This is a genomic window from Streptomyces sp. 2114.4 (genome assembly GCF_900187385.1).
Classification (GTDB): Bacteria; Actinomycetota; Actinomycetes; order Streptomycetales; family Streptomycetaceae; genus Streptomyces; species Streptomyces mooreae.
Genome location: NZ_FYEY01000001.1, coordinates 1,757,627 through 1,774,358 on the forward strand (window position 1 = coordinate 1,757,627; position 16,732 = coordinate 1,774,358).

The 16,732-nt window shown below is 74.6% G+C and carries 13 protein-coding genes and 1 riboswitch; of the genes, 10 read left to right on the plus strand and 3 right to left on the minus strand.

Going from position 1 to position 16,732, the window contains the following annotated elements:
- Positions 1-140: 140 nt before the first annotated feature.
- Together CFW40_RS07685 and CFW40_RS07690 are read left to right on the plus strand one after the other, a co-directional pair.
- Positions 141-1,499, plus strand: a complete 1,359-nt coding sequence (locus CFW40_RS07685) for an inorganic phosphate transporter (protein WP_088797076.1) — start codon at positions 141-143, stop codon at positions 1,497-1,499.
- A gap of 25 nt (positions 1,500-1,524) precedes the next feature.
- Positions 1,525-1,761: a hypothetical protein gene (locus CFW40_RS07690; RefSeq protein WP_088797077.1), complete on the plus strand. Its 237-nt coding sequence runs from the start codon at positions 1,525-1,527 to the stop codon at positions 1,759-1,761.
- 54 nt (positions 1,762-1,815) lie between these two features.
- On the opposite strand, the gene CFW40_RS07695 is transcribed toward CFW40_RS07690, so the two are convergent.
- From CFW40_RS07695 to CFW40_RS07705, 3 genes are read right to left on the minus strand one after another with little or no spacing between them, the layout of a single operon-like run.
- Entirely contained in the window at positions 1,816-3,207 is a 1,392-nt protein-coding gene (locus tag CFW40_RS07695; protein ID WP_088797078.1) for an extracellular solute-binding protein, read from the minus strand.
- Positions 3,204-5,831 carry a VWA domain-containing protein gene (locus CFW40_RS07700; RefSeq protein ID WP_088797079.1) on the minus strand — a complete coding sequence of 876 codons (2,628 nt, stop codon included), beginning with the start codon at positions 5,829-5,831 and terminating at the stop codon, positions 3,204-3,206. The genes CFW40_RS07695 and CFW40_RS07700 overlap by 4 nt, the downstream gene beginning before the upstream one ends.
- A 5-nt stretch (positions 5,832-5,836) precedes the next feature.
- Positions 5,837-6,280 (minus strand): hypothetical protein, encoded by a 444-nt coding sequence (locus tag CFW40_RS07705; protein WP_088797080.1) that lies wholly within the window; start codon positions 6,278-6,280, stop codon positions 5,837-5,839.
- Positions 6,281-6,485: 205 nt separating this feature from the next.
- Positions 6,486-6,637, plus strand: a riboswitch (cobalamin riboswitch).
- Positions 6,638-6,768: 131 nt separating this feature from the next.
- Between CFW40_RS07705 and CFW40_RS07710 the strand changes: the two genes are divergently transcribed.
- The 8 genes from CFW40_RS07710 to cobC all read left to right on the plus strand — a co-directional run bounded on the left by CFW40_RS07710 (position 6,769) and on the right by cobC (position 16,458).
- The gene (locus tag CFW40_RS07710) at positions 6,769-7,830 is read left to right on the plus strand and encodes a cobalamin biosynthesis protein (protein ID WP_256331548.1); all 1,062 of its coding nucleotides are present in this window, start codon (positions 6,769-6,771) and stop codon (positions 7,828-7,830) included.
- A 10-nt stretch (positions 7,831-7,840) separates the two neighbouring features.
- Positions 7,841-9,406 (plus strand): cobyric acid synthase, encoded by a 1,566-nt coding sequence (locus tag CFW40_RS07715; RefSeq protein ID WP_088797081.1) that lies wholly within the window; start codon positions 7,841-7,843, stop codon positions 9,404-9,406.
- Between the two features lie 70 nt (positions 9,407-9,476).
- A complete protein-coding gene (locus CFW40_RS07720; RefSeq protein ID WP_088797082.1) occupies positions 9,477-11,609 on the plus strand; it encodes a putative cobaltochelatase in 2,133 nt (710 codons plus the stop codon).
- Positions 11,609-12,205 carry a cob(I)yrinic acid a,c-diamide adenosyltransferase gene (gene cobO / locus CFW40_RS07725; protein ID WP_088797083.1) on the plus strand — a complete coding sequence of 199 codons (597 nt, stop codon included), beginning with the start codon at positions 11,609-11,611 and terminating at the stop codon, positions 12,203-12,205. The genes CFW40_RS07720 and cobO overlap by 1 nt, the downstream gene beginning before the upstream one ends.
- A gap of 16 nt (positions 12,206-12,221) precedes the next feature.
- Complete coding sequence (locus CFW40_RS07730; RefSeq protein WP_088797084.1) at positions 12,222-13,616, plus strand: cobyrinate a,c-diamide synthase; 1,395 nt, start codon at positions 12,222-12,224, stop codon at positions 13,614-13,616.
- A gap of 156 nt (positions 13,617-13,772) precedes the next feature.
- Positions 13,773-14,405, plus strand: coding sequence for a cobalamin biosynthesis protein (locus CFW40_RS07735; RefSeq protein ID WP_088797085.1), 633 nt, complete (start codon positions 13,773-13,775; stop codon positions 14,403-14,405).
- Positions 14,402-15,307 carry a sirohydrochlorin chelatase gene (locus CFW40_RS07740; protein WP_088797086.1) on the plus strand — a complete coding sequence of 302 codons (906 nt, stop codon included), beginning with the start codon at positions 14,402-14,404 and terminating at the stop codon, positions 15,305-15,307. Before CFW40_RS07735 ends, CFW40_RS07740 begins: the two co-directional genes overlap by 4 nt.
- 2 nt (positions 15,308-15,309) lie before the next feature.
- On the plus strand, positions 15,310-16,458 hold the full coding sequence (gene cobC / locus CFW40_RS07745) for an Rv2231c family pyridoxal phosphate-dependent protein CobC (RefSeq protein WP_088797087.1): 1,149 nt from the start codon (positions 15,310-15,312) through the stop codon (positions 16,456-16,458).
- Positions 16,459-16,732: the final 274 nt, after the last annotated feature.

A 16,732-nucleotide genomic window follows, 5' to 3' on the forward strand; every position in this document is an offset into this window, starting at 1 on the left:
GAGGCGGAAGTGACGCGGGAGACTCCTCCGTGTGAACACTGCGGGGGTGTCATCACCGCGCCCGTCCCAGTTCACTTTCCGTTCACCCACTCTCCGTACGGTCCCAACGACACTGACCGACGAACTGATTGCCTGGGTGAATGGAACACATCACGCTTCTCATCGGGATCGTGATCGTCACGGCCTTGGTGTTCGACTTTACGAACGGCTTCCACGACACGGCCAATGCAATGGCCACCACCATCTCCACCGGGGCATTGCGACCCAAGACCGCGGTGGCGATGTCGGCAGGGCTCAACCTCGTCGGTGCGTTCCTGTCCGTGGAGGTGGCCAAGACCATCTCCGGCGGGATCATCGACGAGAGCGCCGGCATCAGACCTGAAGTGATCTTCGCCGGCCTGGTCGGCGCCATCGTCTGGAACCTGCTGACCTGGCTCGCGGGACTCCCCTCCAGCTCCTCCCACGCTCTCTTCGGCGGTCTCATCGGCGCGACCCTGGTGTCGGTCGGCACCCACGGGGTGCATGGCGAGGCCGTGGTGATGAAGGTCCTGATCCCGGCGGTGGCCGCCCCGGTCGTGGCCGGCCTGGCCGCGATGGCGGCGACCCGGCTCACCTACCGGCTTACCCGCAACCGCGCCGAGGCGGACACCGCCAAGGGCTACCGCGCGGGGCAGATCGCCTCCGCCGCCCTGGTCTCCCTCGCCCACGGCACCAACGACGCCCAGAAGACGATGGGTGTGATCACCCTGGCGCTGATCACCGGCGGTGTGGTCGCCCCGCACGCCGACCCGCCGCTGTGGGTCATCGCCTCGGCCGGTCTCGCCATTGCGCTCGGTACGTACCTGGGCGGCTGGCGGATCATCCGCACGATGGGCAAGGGCATCACCGACATCCAGCCGCCGCAGGGCTTCGCCGCCCAGACCGGCGCGGCGGCCACCATCCTGGCCTCCTCGCACCTCGGCTTCGCGCTCTCCACCACCCAGGTCTGCTCCGGCTCCGTGATGGGTTCGGGCCTGGGCCGCAAGGGCGGCGTGGTGCGGTGGTCCACGGCCGGCCGGATGGTCCTGGCCTGGGGCCTGACGCTGCCGGCCGCGGGTCTGGTCGCGGCGGGCGCCGCGTTCCTCGCGGGGCAGGGCGACTGGGGTGTGGCCGCGGTGGCCGTGCTCGCGCTCGGTATCTGCGGCGCGATCTGGGCCGCCTCCCGGCGCAAGCCGATCGACCACACCAATGTCAACGAAGGCCCGGCCGCGGAGCCGGTGGGCGTGGTGACCGCCGCGCTGCGCGCCGTCTCCCCTCCCCCGGCGGGCCAGCCGGCCCCGGCGACCGACGTTCCGGCGGCCGACGCCCCGGTGGCGGATGTCCCCGTGACCGATGTCCCGGTGGCGGACGCCCAGCCGGCCGACGCCCCGGAGGCCGCCGGGATCCCGGCCCAGCCGTCCGGCCCCGGCACCCCCGCGGCACCCGCCCCGCGCCCCAAGGCCGCGACGGTCTCCCGCTAGCTGTCATCACCTGATAAGGAACTCCATGAGCATCGACTGGGCAGCTCTCGGCCAGGTCTTCGGCGTCACCCTCGCGGTCACGGTGGGGATCGTGGGCCTGTTCACCGTCGGCATCGTCGGTACCTCCCGCCGGCCGCAGCCGGAAGGCGCCGCGGCCGCGGTCGCCGCACCGGGTGCGGGGGCGCGGGCCGGCGCGGTGGCCGCCTTCGCCCTGTGCGCGGCAGCGGTGGCCTACGGCATCTATCTGATCGTCGCCGCCTGACCTCCACCGAAGGCGGCACCGGACAGCGCGAGGCGCCCGGCGGACCACACGGCATCAGCCGTCGTCCGCCGGGCGCTTCGTCGTCGGTGCGCCCCGTCCGCCGAGCGCGTCATCGGCCTCCCGGGCCAGCCGGTCGGCGATGGCCGTGTCGCCGCGGCCGTTGAGGAAGGCGGACACCCCGAGCTGAACCACCTTGCTGAAGGTCTGGTAGTGGGCGCTGCGCGGGCGCGGTTCGGCCGCCAGCAGCGCCTCGTGCAGGGTGCGGGGGTCGGGGCGCGGCTCCGGCGCTCCCGGGCCGCCGCGCTCCGCATCCCGGGGCGGCAGCGGGCAGCGCGGTGCCGTGGGCCCGTCGCGGTACGCCGAGGTGCGGGTGGCCGCGAACCCCCGCTCCAGCAGACAGCGTTCGCTGCCCGCCCCGGTCAGCGCCTCGATCAGGGACCGGGCGCCGGCCGGCCGCTTGCTGCCCGCGGAGATCGCGAGGTTCTGCCCGCCCAGCACGGACATCCGCTTGCCGTCGCTGGGACGGGCGGGCAGCTGGGTGACGTCGAACTCCTTGCCCGGCGTGAGCTTCCGGGCGACGGAGGCGTACTCGACCGGCCAGTTGCGCATGAACAGCGCGCGGCCGTCGGCGAACCAGCGGCGGCTCTCCGTCTCGTCCATGGCCGTGGCCTCGTGCGGCATGATCGAATCGAGCCGGTTCTTGAGCTCGGCGACGCCCAGTTGCAGCGCGCCGACCTGCTCGCCCTTGGTGAAGCTGGTGGCTTCCGGGTCGCCGCCGTAGACCCAGGCCGACTCCAGGGTGTTGACGGTCAGCCCCTCGTAGGGCCGCAGCTGGGCGACCATGCCGTACATCGTGGGCCGCTTCTTCTTGCCGGCGGCGGCGTCGTGGGCCGCCTTGAGGTTGTAGTCCTTGGTCACCTCGGCCGCCACCTTCTTGAGTTCGTCCCAGGTGGACGGGGCGCCGTGGTGGTACGCGTCCAGGATGTCCTTGCGGTAGTAGAGCAGCCCGGCGTCCGTGTTGAAGGGCACGCCCCACACCTTGCCGTCGTACTCCACGGTCTTGGCCACACTGCCGAGGAAGTCCCCGTCCAGGCCCGCGGGCCAGGGGCGGATCACGCCCGCCTCGGCGAACTCCGCGGTCCAGGCCACATCCAGGTTGAGCACGTCGTACCCGCCGATGCCGGACTGGCCCGCGGCCAGCAGCTGGCTGCGCTGGCCGTCGGCGGTGTCGGGGAGTTCGACGATCCGGACCGTGCGGTCGTGCGCCTTCTCCCAGGCGTGGATCAGGTCCTGGCGGATGCCGGAGCTGCTGAGGTCGCTGCCGGTGGCGAAGACGATCGCGCCCTTCTCCGGGACGTCCTGCTCCCCCGGTGTACAGCCGCTCACCGCCAGCGTCAGCAGCAGACACAGCGCGGCGGCGGGCGTGGTGGTGCGCACGGTAGTCATCGGTCCCCCTTGGCAGCCGTGCCGATGGAGGCGATCCGGCCGGCCAGTGTGTCGACGGCCTGCGGTCCTGCGGGCACGCACTGTCCGTGCGAGGCGCCGGCCAGCTGCCGGAAGGCGAAGGTGTCACAGCCGGACCGGCCCAGCACCAGCGCCAGGATGGGCACGTCGGGCTTCTCCTCGAGGAGGGCGCCGAGCGTCCGTTCCACGCTCGCCGCACGGCGGCCCGCGCCGTCGTCCTGGTCGAGCAGGAGCACGATGGCCTTGTTGGTGGCCGGGGACTTCTTCATCGTGCGCAGGGCACGGGTCAGCGCCTCCTCCATCGCGGCGCCGTGTTCGACCAGTTCGCCGCCGGCGATCCGGTCCAGCGCCGCCTTGCCCTGGGCCGGGTCGGCGCTGCCCAGCCGGACGAGCTCGCCCACCGCGTCGGGGTCGGCGGGGTGCTCGCGGTCCGGGAAGGCCCACAGGCCGTAGGTGTGGCGCGGGCCGGCCATCTCCAGGGCGCGTCCGGCCGCGCTCAGGGCGACCGGGAGCCTGCCGCCGTCCGCCATGGAGGTGGAGGTGTCCATGAGGATCAGCACCTGGCTGGATTTCTGTGCCTTGTCGTAGCCGTCCAGCACCTGCGAGACCTGCTCCGGGCCGGCTGTGAACGGCACGATCCGTCCGACGGGGTTGACGTCCGCGCGGCTGTCCCGCAGCGGTGAGCCCGGTGGCGGGCTCGCCTCCCGCACCCCGCGGTAGCCCTGCGCGGTGAGGGTGCGCTGCCCGCCGTCGGGGGCGCGCAGCCAGGTGGCGAAGCTCGCCACGGCGGCCTGCCGCACGGTGGCGTCCGTGGCGCCCTGCCAGTCGACGCGGACCAGGGGGTGGTCGAGCGCGGGGACGTTTCGGGGGTAGTAGGCGAGGTAGCGGTTGCGGTACGGGAGCGCGGACGGGCGGGCCGGGCAACTGCCGATGGCGTGGCCGAGGTTGTAGTCGGCGAGGGACTTCTCCGACACCAGGGGCGCGGACTTCGCGCGGTCGACGGAGCCGGCGGCGTCGGTGCCGGTGTCGGGCCGCAGCGAACACAGCAGCTCGGTGCTGCCCGCGTACTGACTGCCCGGGGCGGACAGCCGCTCCTCGGCCTGCCGGGCGAGGGTGAGGTCGGGCGCTCCCGTCGAGGTGCCGTCCGGGCCGTCGTGGGCGAGGTAGAGGCCGAGGGTGTGCAGCAGCCCGGTGCCGGACAGCACCGGGCTGGGCCGCAGGAGTGAGAGGTCGTGGTGGCTGCCGTCGGTCTGGGTGAGCAGATCCGGCCAGGAGGCGTCGGCCGGGTCGACGTCGACCAGCCGCCGGCTCTCCGGGATGCCGACGACCAGCGGGGTGTAGGCGACGGGGGCGCTGTAGTGGAGGGTCGCCGGGGAGGCCGTGGCGGGCATACCGCGGCGGGCCTCGTAGTAGTCGGCGGTGGACTCGGGGATCCAGATGTCGGGCTGGGGTCCGGGCCGGTTGAGCGGGTCGAGGCCCTTGTCGGCCGGCCGGGCCTGCCCGGTCCCCAGGGCCTCGCCCTGCCAGCGTCCGGCGGCGGCGAAGCCCTGGTCGACCTGGTCCCGGGCGGCGGAGTAGACGGTGATCTGGGCCCGCCGGCAGCCGTCGGGGAGGTTGCCCTCGCCGGTCAGGGGCCGGGTGTTGGTCTCGGACAGCTCGTAGTCGAAGGCGGCCTGGCGCAGCGCGGGTTCGGCCTCGGGGGCGGTGAGCAGCCGCAGTTCGAGGGCGGGCGGGCAGGGCGCCTGGTCGTTCGGGAGCTGGAGCAGGACGACGCCGGTGACGGCCGGTACGAAGATGATCGCCAGGATCAGCAGGAGTCCGGTCCAGCGCCGGAAGGACGACTTCAGCCGGCGGCGTAAGCGGATCCGCAGCGGGGTCGGCGGGCGGGCCTCGGGGGTGGCGAAGGACAGGATGACGTCGTCGACGGTGTTCTGCTTCGCCGAGCGCGGCTCCCAGACGTCGCCCATCGGGGTCCGTTCACCGGCCAGTTGTTCCCGCAGCGCCTGGACCAGGTCCTCGAAGGTGACGAACTGTTTGCCGGGGATGCCCTGTTCCAGGATCTGGACCAGGGCACGGTTGAAGACGCTGCCCCCGGTGGGTTCCTCGCCGCTGAAGATCCGGCGGTTGGGCTGCGCGGCCATCAGCAGCGAGGTCGGGTTGCGGCAGGAGTAAAAGGCCTCGCTCGCGTTGCCGGCGTAACAGCACTCCAGGACGATCACGATGCGGTCGGCCCGTGCGTTGTCCAGATAGGACAGCACGGTGTCCTGCCAGGAGACGGTCTTGTGCCGCCGTTCCGAGGCGCCGACCATGAGGTGCAGATTGCCGCCGTCGCTGCCCACCCGGCCGTGGCCGGAGAAGTACACCAGCAGCAGCCCGCGCGCCTCCTGGACGACGGTGTCCAGCGCCTGTTCCACCTCCCAGGGCTCCTGGGGCCGGCAGGTGACGACCTCGCCCTTGGTGAACAGATCGGTGCCGGGGGCGAGCAGGGCCTGCTCCAGCTTGTGGACGTTGTCCTTCACCGCGGGCAGCGGGCGCAGCGTGCGGTAGTCGTCGACGCTGATCAGCAGCGCCCGGTTGACCTTGCCCCGTGCGTCGTATTCGGACATCCGGCTCAGTCCCCGGGGGTGCTGCCGCTCCCGTCCGCCGGGCTGCCGGGATCGGGGTGTTCGGGGGCCGCGGTGGCCGGGCCCGTGTCGCCGAGCTCGTGCAGGTCCCCGTCACCGGCCCCGACCGCGACGGCGGGCCGCTCGCCGGTGTCGCGTTCCTCCCGGCGCCGGCGCAGCCACTCCTGCAGGGCGATGGTGAGACTTTTGGTGATCTCGCCGGTGACGGCGCCGATGATGACCAGGATCAGCTCGTCGAGGCCGGCGGCCATGTCACCGGGGCCGTCGTCGCTCTCGTCCGCCGGCCGCGGCCGGAGCAGCCAGTCGTGGCCGTGCCGGTCCAGCCACGGCTCTCGCTCCAGCCAGGCCCTGAGGTCTTCGAGGTCCTGGTCCGGATTGTTGGTGCCCGTGATCCTGAGGCGGATCTCGTGGCGGTCAGCGCTCTGCGGCATCCCCCGGCCCCCTTCCGGCGGCACCGTCGCCACCGTGCACCACCAGATAGTGACGTGAGATCAGGGGCCCGGGCAACCGTCTGTGACCTTCCTGCCACGCTGTGGCGTGCACCACAGCGCGTGCCACGGGGCAGCGTTGCAGGTCAAGGGCGAGTTGACGGGCATCGCGGGGCGTGGTGGACTGCCGGAGCCATTCGGCGACAGCTGAGGAAGTCCGGTGCGAATCCGGCGCGGTCCCGCCACTGTCACCGGGGAGCGTTCCTCCAGCGAAGGCCACGGTCCGCCTCGCGTACGTCCGATGACGTACGCAGGGACTGGAAGGCCGGAGGACTCGCCGATCCGGGAGCCAGGAGACTCTTGTCGCCGTCACGTCGAGCCAGGGCGCGGACCCTGAGTGAGGACACACCGCCATGCCCGGCCGCCCTTCGAGATCTTCACTGCCCGCCGCCACAGGGCCCGTTGGACACGCCGCAGCGGCGGTCTGACCGGTGCGCGGCGAACACGCGGGATATGCGTGCGGCGCGGCCCTCGGCTTTCTCGGCGATCTGATCGCGGCGGACCCGCGGCGCGGCCATCCGGTGGCCGCCTTCGGACGGGCCGCGAGCGCCGTCGAACGCCGGCTGTGGCGCGATCACCGCGGATACGGGGCGGCGCACGCCGTGCTGTGCGCGGGCGGTGCCGCCGCCGGGGCCGCGCTGCTGCAGCGCGCCGTACGGGCCGCCGCCCCCGCTCCCCTGCGCGACGGCGCCCGGATCGCGCTGACCGCGGCGACGGTCTGGGCGGTGCTGGGCGGCACGTCGCTCGGCCGGGAGGCCCGGGCCGTCGGCGGTGCGCTGACGGCGGGTGACCTGGACGTGGCGCGGGAGCGGCTGCCGCATCTGTGCGGCCGCGATCCGCAGGCCCTGGACGGGCCCCAGATGGCCCGCGCGGTGGTGGAGTCGGTCGCCGAGAACACCTCGGACGCCGTGGTCGGCGCCCTGGTGTGGGGCGCGCTGGGCGGGGTGCCCGGTCTGGTGGCGTTCCGGGCGGTGAACACCCTGGACGCGATGGTGGGGCACAAGTCGCCGCGCCACCGCCGCTTCGGCTGGGCCTCGGCCCGGCTCGACGACCTCGCCGGCTGGCCCGGCTCCCGGCTGACCGCCGCCCTGACCGTGCTCGCGGGCCCCGACCGGCGCGGTGCGCTGCGGGCCTGGCGGGCGGACGGCGGCGCCCATCCGAGCCCCAACGCGGGCCCGGTGGAGGCGTCGTTCGCGGGCGCGCTGGGCGTCCGGCTGGGCGGCACGCTGGCCTACGGCGGGCGGGTGGAGCACCGGCCGCAGCTCAACGGCGGGGCGCCGCCGGTCGCGGTGCCCGACATCGAACGGGCGGTGCGGCTCTCGCGCCGGGTGAGCGTCCTGGCGCTGGCGACGACGGTGGCGGCGCGGCTGGCGGCCGGGGCGCTGCGGCGGGCCCCGGGGAGTGCCGTCCGCCCGGCCGCGGGTGCGGTATCGCGCAGGACCGTGCGGGCACTGGCGCGTACGGCTCACGACAGCCGGAGTCCCGGCGTATGAGGAGGACCCGGTGAACGGGCGGTTGAAGGCATCGGGCGGGGCCGTCGGCGGTGGCCTGTTGGTGGCCGGTACGACGTCCGACGCGGGCAAGAGCGTGGTGACGGCGGGCATCTGCCGCTGGCTGGCCCGGCAGGGCGTGCGGGTGGCGCCGTTCAAGGCGCAGAACATGTCGCTGAATTCGTTCGTCACGCGCGAGGGCGCGGAGATCGGACGGGCCCAGGCGATGCAGGCGGCCGCCGCGCGGGTGGAGCCGACCGCGCTGATGAACCCCGTCCTGCTCAAGCCCGGCAGCGACCGCAGCAGCCAGGTGGTGCTGCTGGGGAAGCCGGTGGGCGAGCTCAGTGCCCGGGGCTACCACGAGGGCCGCCAGGAGCAGTTGCTCGGCACGGTCACCGACTGCCTGGCGGAGCTGCGGCGTACCCATGACGCGGTGATCTGCGAGGGCGCCGGCAGTCCGGCCGAGATCAACCTGCGGCGCACCGACCTCGTGAACATGGGGCTGGCGCGGGCCGCCCGGATCCCGGTGGTGGTGGTCGGTGACATCGACCGCGGTGGGGTGTTCGCCTCCTTCTTCGGCACCACCGCGCTGCTGTCCAAGGAGGACCAGGCGCTGGTCGCGGGGTACCTCGTCAACAAGTTCCGCGGTGATGTGACGCTGCTGGAGCCGGGCTTGGAGATGCTGCGCGGCCTCACCGGGCGGCGGACGCTGGGCGTGCTGCCCTTCTCGCACGGTCTCGGCATCGACGAGGAGGACGGACTGAGGGTGTCGCTGCGCGGTGCGGTGCGCGAGAGCGTGGTGGCTCCGCCGCACGGCGCCCAGGTGCTGCGGGTGGCGGTCTGTGCCGTCCCGCTGATGTCGAACTTCACGGACGTGGACGCGCTGGCCGCGGAGCCGGGCGTGGTGGTGCGGTTCGTGGACCGGGCCGAGGAGCTGGCCGATGCGGACCTGGTGGTGCTGCCGGGGACCCGGGGCACGGTCCGGGCGCTGGCGTGGCTGCGCGAGCGCGGGCTGGCGGACGCGGTCGTCCGGCGGGCCGCCGAGGGCCGCCCGGTGCTGGGCATCTGCGGCGGCTTCCAGATGCTGGGCGAGCGCATCGAGGACGACGTGGAGTCCAAGGCCGGCACGGTCGACGGGCTGGGGCTGCTGCCCGTGCGCGTACGGTTCGCGGCGGAGAAGACCCTGGCGCGGCCGGTCGGCGAGGCGCTGGGCGAGCCGGTGGCGGGCTACGAGATCCACCACGGGGTCGCCGAGGTGACCGGCGGGGACGAGGCATTCATGTCCGACGGCCAGGGGCGGAGCCTGGACGGGTGCCGGGCCGGCTCCGTATGGGGCACGCACTGGCACGGTTCGCTGGAGAGCGACGGCTTCCGGCGGGCCTTCCTGCGGCGCGTCGCGGCGGACGCGGGCCGGGCGTTCGTCCCGGCCCCCGACACCGCCTTCGCCGCCCTGCGCGAGGAACAGCTCGACCGGCTGGGCGATCTGATCGAGGAGCACGCGGACACCGGCGCGCTGCTGCGGCTGATCGAGGAGGGAGTACCGGAGGGGCTGCCGTTCGTGCCTCCGGGGGCGCCATGAGGGTAGGCAACGGAAGACCGCGACCGGCACGGACGACACAGCCGCCCGACGACCTGGAGGACGACACCGTATGACAACCGCTCACCACACCGCCCCGCAGTACCCCTTCACGGCGGTGGTCGGCATGGACGATCTGCGGCTGGCGCTGCTGCTGAACGCGGTGAGCCCCGCGGTGGGCGGCGTGCTGGTCCGCGGGGAGAAGGGCACCGCCAAGAGCACCGCCGTTCGGGCGCTGTCGGCGCTGATGCCGCAGGTGGACGTGGTCAGCGGCTGCCGCTTCGCCTGCGCCCCGGCCGCGCCCGACCCCGGCTGCCCCGACGGGCCGCACGAGAGCGCTGCCGCCGAGCAGCGCCCGACGCGGATGGTCGAACTGCCCGTCGGCGCCTCCGAGGACCGGCTGGTGGGCGCGCTGGACATCGAGCGGGCGCTGTCCGAGGGCGTGAAGGCCTTCGAGCCGGGCCTGCTGGCGGACGCGCACCGCGGCATCCTCTACGTCGACGAGGTCAACCTCCTCCACGACCACCTGGTGGACCTGCTGCTGGACGCGGCCGCCATGGGTGCCTCGTACGTGGAGCGCGAGGGCGTCTCGGTCCGGCACGCGGCCCGCTTCCTGCTCGTCGGCACCATGAACCCCGAAGAGGGCGAGCTGCGGCCGCAGTTGCTGGACCGGTTCGGGCTCACCGTCGAGGTCGCCGCCTCCCGGGAGCCCGGCGAACGGGTGTCGGTGGTCCGGCGCCGGCTGGCCTACGACGCCGATCCGGCGGGTTTCGCGGCGGGCTGGGCGGCCGAGGAGGACGCGCTGCGCGGGCGGATCGCCGCCGCCCGGGAGCTGCTGCCGCGGGTGACGCTGGGCGACGGTGCCCTCCGGCAGATCGCCGCGACCTGCGCGGCGTTCGAGGTGGACGGGATGCGCGCGGACATCGTGATGGCGCGTACCGCCACCGCGCTGGCCGCTTGGGCGGGCCGGACGGACGTCCTGGAGGAGGACGTGCGGCAGGCGGCGCTGCTGGCGCTGCCGCACCGCCGGCGCCGCAACCCCTTCGACGCGCCCGGCCTGGACGAGGACAAGCTCGACCGAACGCTGGAGGAGTTCGGCGGGGCGGACGAGGACGCGGACGGCCAGGGCACGGACGGCGAGGACGATCCGGACCCGGACGGCCCGGACGGCGGCCCCGGCGGGGGCGGTCCGGAGGGCGGCGGAGCGCCCCCTCAGGACGGCGGGGACGGCGGGCCGCAGGAGGCGCCCCCGGCGCAGAGCCCCGAACTCCCGCACCAGCAGGAGCGGGAGAGCGCCGAGGGCCCCGAGCGGCCTCGGGAGCAGCCCGCGGCCCCGGAGCAGTCCGAGGAAGGGGCCGCCGCGGGCGGCGAGAAGGCCGCGGTCGGCGCCGGTGAGCCGTTCCGTACCCGGCGGCTGGATGTGCCGGGCCTGGGCGAGGGCGCGGACGGCCGCAGGTCGCGGGCGCGGACCGCGCACGGCCGGACGACCGGGGCGCGGCGTCCGCACGGCGCCCTGGGCAAGCTGCACCTGGCGGCGACCGTGCAGGCCGCGGCGCCGCACCAGCGGGCGCGCGGCCGCCACGGGCGGGGTCTGGTGGTGCGCAGGGACGATCTGCGCGAGGCGGTACGCGAGGGGCGGGAGGGCAATCTGGTCCTGTTCGTCGTGGACGCCTCCGGTTCGATGGCGGCCCGCAAGCGGATGAGCGCGGTCAAGGGCGCGGTGCTCTCGCTGCTGCTGGACGCCTACCAGCGGCGCGACAAGATCGGCATGATCACCTTCCGCGGCACCGGCGCCGAGCTGGCGCTGCCCCCGACCTCGTCGGTGGAGGCGGGCGCGGCGCGGCTGGAGCAGTTGCCGACGGGCGGCCGCACGCCGCTGTCGGAGGGCCTGTTGAAGGCCCATGAGGTGCTGCGGGTGGAACGGATGCGGGATGCCTCGCGGCGGCCGCTGCTGGTGGTCGTCACCGACGGCCGGGCGACCGGCGGCCCGGAGCCCGTCGTGCGCGCCGCCCGCGCGGCCCGCCTGCTGGCGGCCGAGGGCACCGCTTCGGTGGTCGTGGACTGCGAGGCGGGCCCGGTGCGGCTGGGTCTCGCGGGCGAGCTGGCCCGTGACCTGCAGGGCACCGCGGTCACCCTCGACGAACTGCGCGCGGACAGCGTCTCCGCGCTCGTACGGACCGTACAAGGCAACAGGAAGGCCGCGTAATGCCGCAAGGACAGCCGTCCGTCGTACCGAACGACGGGCTCACCACCCGCCAGCGCCGCAACCGCCCGCTGGTGTTCGTCCACACCGGCCAGGGCAAGGGCAAGTCCACCGCGGCCTTCGGGCTGGCGCTGCGCGCCTGGAACCAGGGCTGGCCGGTCGGGGTGTTCCAGTTCGTGAAGTCGGCGAAGTGGAAGGTCGGCGAGGAGCGGGCGCTGAAGGTGCTCGGGGAGTCCGGCGAGGGCGGCACCGTCGCCTGGCACAAGATGGGCGAGGGCTGGTCCTGGGTCCAGCGCGACATCGCCTCCAGCGAGGAGGCGGCGCGCGAGGGCTGGGAGCAGGTCAAGCGGGATCTCGTCGCGGAGACGTACAAGCTGCTGGTGCTGGACGAGTTCGCGTACCCGCTGAAGTGGGGCTGGATCGACACCGAGGAAGTGGTGGCGGCGCTGCGCGACCGTCCCGGCACCCAGCATGTCGTCATCACCGGCCGGAACGCCCCCGAGGCGTTGCTGGACTTCGCCGATCTGGTGACGGACATGACCAAGGTCAAGCACCCGATGGACACCGGCCAGAAGGGCCAGCGGGGGATCGAATGGTGAGCCGGGTGAGCGCGGCATGAGCGGCGGTGCGATCCCCCGGCTGGTGATCGCCGCGCCGTCCTCGGGCGCGGGGAAGACGACGGTGGCCACGGGCCTGATGGCGGCGTTCGCCGAGGCCGGGCTCGTGGTGTCGCCGCACAAGGTGGGCCCGGACTACATCGATCCCGGCTACCACTCCCTGGCCACCGGCCGTCCCGGCCGCAACCTGGACGCCTATCTGTGCGGGCCCGGCCGGATCGCGCCGCTGTTCCTGCACGGCGCGGCGGGTGCCGATCTGGCGCTCGTCGAGGGCGTGATGGGGCTGTTCGACGGGGCGTCCGGGATGGGCGAACTGTCCTCGACGGCGCAGGTGGCGAAGCTGCTGCGGGCACCGGTGGTGCTGGTGGTGGACGCTTCCTCGCAGTCGCGGTCGGTGGCGGCGCTGGTGCACGGTTTCGCCTCCTGGGATCCACAGGTGCGGCTGGCCGGGGTGATCCTCAACAAGGTCGGCTCGGACCGCCACGAGGAGCTGCTGCGGGAGGCGATGGAGTCCTCCGGGGTGCCGGTGCTGGGCGCGCTGCGCCGGGACGGGCGGGCCGGTACGCCGTCGCGTCACCTGGGCCTGGTGCCGGTCGCCGAACGGCGGGCCGAGGCGGTGGAGTCGGTGGCCGAACTGGCCGCACGGGTCCGCGAGGGCTGCGACCTGGAAGCGCTGCTGGCACTGGCACGTACGGTGCCCGAGCTGCCGGACGCCCCCTGGGACCCGGCGGCGGAGCTGTCCGTGGCCGAGGGGGTCACCGCCCCTCAGAGGCCGCTGATCGCCGTCGCGGGCGGCCCCGCGTTCACCTTCTCGTACGCCGAACACGCCGAGCTGCTGGCCGCCGCGGGCGCCGAGGTGGCCGCCTTCGACCCGCTGCGGGACGAACAACTGCCGCCCGGCACCCGGGGGCTGGTGATCGGCGGGGGCTTCCCGGAGATGTACGCGCCGGATCTGTCGGCGAATGCGCCGCTCCGCGCCGCGGTGGCCGCCCTGGCCGCGTCCGGGGCGCCGGTCTCCGCCGAATGCGCCGGGCTGCTCTACCTCTCCCGGTCGCTGGACGGGAAGCCGATGTGCGGGGTGCTGCCCGCCGAGTCCCGGATGACCGAACGGCTCACCCTCGGCTACCGCGAGGCGGTGGCGCTGCGGGACAACGCGCTGGCGGCGGCCGGGACCCGGGTGCGCGGCCACGAGTTCCACCGCACGGTGCTGGAGCCGGGCGCGGGCGCCGGCCCGGCGTGGGGACTGACCCACCCGGAGCGGCGGGTGGAGGGCTTTGTGTCCGGCGGGGTACACGCCTCGTACCTGCATGTGCACTGGGCCGCCGAACCGTCGCTGGCCGGGCGTCTGGTGGCGAGCGCGGCACGTGGCGCCGTGGCCCGGAGCTCGGCGTGAGGGCCCGCGGGAGGGCCGGGTGAGGACCCGGGTGAGGACCCATGGGAGCGGTAGCGGGGAGCCCTGGGGGCCCGGCGCCCTCACCGCGGTCCCGACGGACCGACTCGGGCCGGTCGCTGTCGTCCTGGGAGCCGCCGGCCGGGGAGTTGTCGCGGCATGAGGGGCCGGGCGGCCGACGAGGAGGCCGGGGCGCCGCTCCCGCCGCCGCTCGTGCCACTGGTCGCCGGCGTGGGCGCGCGCCGTGGCGTCCCGGTGTCGGAAGTGCTGGAGCTGATCACGGCCAGTTGCGCGGCGGCGGGGTACGCCGTCCGCCAAGTCGTCGCCCTGGCAACGGCGGCGGCCAAGGCGGACGAGCCGGGGCTGACCGGGGCGGCCCGGGAGCTGGGGGTGCCGTTGCGGTCGTTCCCGGCGGCGGCCCTGGCGGCCGTACCGGTACCGGAGCCGTCCGCGGCCGCGGCGGCTGCCGTCGGAACGCCGAGCGTGGCCGAGGCGGCCGCACTGCTGGCGGCGGGGCCGGGTGCCGCACTGGCCGCCGGCAAGCGGAAGTCGCCGCCGCCTGCCCGGGCGACCTGTGCGCTCGCCGTACCGGCAGGACGCGCCGGGCCGGCTGTAACGGACAGCGGTGCCCTTACCGCTGGTAGGGAGGGAGCGCCCGTCGTGCCTTCCACCGGGACGGTTATCGTCATGGCCTCCCCCAACCCGCCCCGCCGTGGCCCGGATCGGCGGACGGCGGACGCCGGCGACCCGGCGCCCGGCAGCGCAACCCCCGGTAGCAAGGAGACCCAGTGACCACTCCTCCCGCACTGCTCATCGCCGGTCACGGCACCCGTGACGAAGGCGGCGCCGAGGCGCTGCGCACACTGGTGCGCATGCTCGGCGAGCGCCACCCCGACGTGCCCGTCGCCGGCGGGTTCTTCGGCGCCCCGGCCTCTCCCCTGCCGCTGGACGACGCCGTCGACGGGCTCGTCGCGCGGGGCGCGGCCCGGCTCGCCGTCATACCCCTGCTGCCGGCGCCGACCGGCCCCCTGCCGGACGCGCTGCCCTCGGCACTGGAGCGGGCGGCGGCGCGGCACCCGGGGCTCGGCTACGCCTGCGACGCCGAACTGGGGCCCCACCCCAAGGTGCTCGACGTATTGGAACGACGGCTGGACGAGGCGCTGGCCGCCGGCGCCCGCAGGCCCGAGGACCGGGCGCGCACCACGGTGTTGCTGGTGGGGCGCGGCACGGCCGATCCGTACGCCAACGCCGAGGTGGCACGGGCCGCGCGGCTGCTGTGGGAGGGGCGCGGCTTCGCGGGCGTGGAGACCGCGTTCGTCTCCCAGGCGGCGCCCGATGTGCCGGCGGGCCTGGACCGGTGCCTGGCGCTGACGGCCGCGGCGCCGGCGGGCCGGCCGGGCCGGATCGTGGTGCTGCCCTACTTCTTCTTCCCCGGCAGCCTCTTGGAGCGGCTGCACCTGCAGGCCGAGGGCTGGGCCGCGGCACATCCCGGCACGGAGGTGTTCGGCGCGGCGGCGATCGGCCCCGCGGCCGAGGTGGCCGACGCGGTCATGGAGCGCTACCGCGCGATGGTGGCGGGCGAGCCGCTGCGCGGCGGTGCGGCGGGCGGTTGGCGGGCCGCGGAGGACGCCCGGGGGACGGACGGCACGGCGCTGCGGACCGCTGCGGTGGCGGCGGACGCCGGGGAGCGGTGAGCATGCCGGCACACACCGGGCCCGCCCCGCTCCGGCCGCCCGGCCGGGACACACCACCACCGCCCGGCCGGGACACCCCCTCCCCCGGGCCCGGCCCGGGGCACCACGAACCCGACCACGAGCCCGACCTGCGCCACCACGGCGATGCCGAAGTACGGGGCGCGGACGGCGGATTGACGGACCTGGCGGTCAATGTCCGTACCGGCACTCCCCCGGCCTGGCTCAAGGCCGAGATCGCCGCCTCCCTGGACGGTCTGGCCGCGTACCCCGACGGCCGCGCGGCACGCCGGGCGGTCGCGGCCCGGCACGGTCTGCCCGTGGAACGGGTGTTGCTGACCTCGGGGGCCGCGGAGGCGTTCGTACTGATCGCGCGCGCCGTACGGGCCCGCCGGCCGGTCGTGGTGCATCCGCAGTTCACCGAGCCCGAGGCGGCGCTGCGGGACGCGGGGCACGACGTCGGACGGGTGCTGCTCGACGCGCACGACGGCTTCCGGCTGGATCCGGCGGCCGTTCCGGAGGAAGCCGATCTGGTCGTCGTCGGCAACCCCACCAACCCCACCTCGGTCCTGCACCCGGCGGACACGCTGGCCTCCCTCGCACGGCCCGGCCGGACGCTGGTGGTGGACGAGGCCTTCATGGACGCGGTGCCCGGTGAGCGGGAGGCGCTGGCCGGGCGCACCGACCTGCCGGGGCTGGTCGTGCTGCGCAGCCTCACCAAGACCTGGGGGCTGGCCGGGCTGCGGATCGGCTACGTACTGGCGGCCCCGGACACCGTCGCCGCCCTGGAGCGCGCGCAGCCGCTGTGGCCGGTCTCCAGTCCCGCGCTGGCCGCCGCCGAGGCGTGCTGTACGCCGCGAGCGCTGGCGGAGGCGGCGGCAGCAGCCGGGGAGATCGCCGTGGACCGGGCGCATCTGCTGGCCCGGCTGGGCGAGTTCGGGCAGATCCGGGCGGCCGGCCCGGCGGCGGGCCCGTTCGTGCTGATCCGGCTGCCCGGCGCGGACGCGGTACGCGCCGCGCTGCGGACCCGCGGCTTCGCGGTACGCCGTGGTGACACCTTCCCCGGCCTGGGCCCCGGCTGGCTGCGTCTGGCGGTACGGGACCGGGCCACGACGGACCGGTTCGCGGCGGCACTGGGCGAGGTGCTCCGCTAGGACCTGTCGTCAAAGTCCCGTCTTTGCCTTGCGATAGGGATAACCTTCGCCCATATGACCGTCAAGGCAATGTCTTATACAAAGAATTGGACGCTGCCGCGCTCTCCCGCGGCCCCTCGGTCATATCGACAGCGATACTCTTCCCGTATATCAGCGGAGGCTCCACAGGCCACCACCAGTTCTTGGGAACCGGCGTCACACACGGCCCGAATGAGCCAACAGCACCCCTCACAGTTACCGGCTTCCGCGTGCGGCCATTTCCCTTTACTGCGCC

Excerpts from the sequence above, each read along its gene's own strand:
- CFW40_RS07685 (WP_088797076.1), top strand. The coding sequence starts at position 141 with ATGGAACACATCACGCTTCTCATCGGGATCGTGATCGTCACGGCCTTG.
- CFW40_RS07700 (WP_088797079.1), bottom strand. The coding sequence starts at position 5,831 with ATGTCCGAATACGACGCACGGGGCAAGGTCAACCGGGCGCTGCTGATC.
- CFW40_RS07730 (WP_088797084.1), top strand. The coding sequence starts at position 12,222 with ATGAGCGGCGGTGCGATCCCCCGGCTGGTGATCGCCGCGCCGTCCTCG.
- CFW40_RS07695 (WP_088797078.1), bottom strand. The coding sequence starts at position 3,207 with ATGACTACCGTGCGCACCACCACGCCCGCCGCCGCGCTGTGTCTGCTG.
- CFW40_RS07690 (WP_088797077.1), top strand. The coding sequence starts at position 1,525 with ATGAGCATCGACTGGGCAGCTCTCGGCCAGGTCTTCGGCGTCACCCTC.
- CFW40_RS07720 (WP_088797082.1), top strand. The coding sequence starts at position 9,477 with ATGACAACCGCTCACCACACCGCCCCGCAGTACCCCTTCACGGCGGTG.
- cobC (WP_088797087.1), top strand. The coding sequence starts at position 15,310 with ATGCCGGCACACACCGGGCCCGCCCCGCTCCGGCCGCCCGGCCGGGAC.
- CFW40_RS07705 (WP_088797080.1), bottom strand. The coding sequence starts at position 6,280 with ATGCCGCAGAGCGCTGACCGCCACGAGATCCGCCTCAGGATCACGGGC.
- CFW40_RS07735 (WP_088797085.1), top strand. The coding sequence starts at position 13,773 with ATGAGGGGCCGGGCGGCCGACGAGGAGGCCGGGGCGCCGCTCCCGCCG.
- cobO (WP_088797083.1), top strand. The coding sequence starts at position 11,609 with ATGCCGCAAGGACAGCCGTCCGTCGTACCGAACGACGGGCTCACCACC.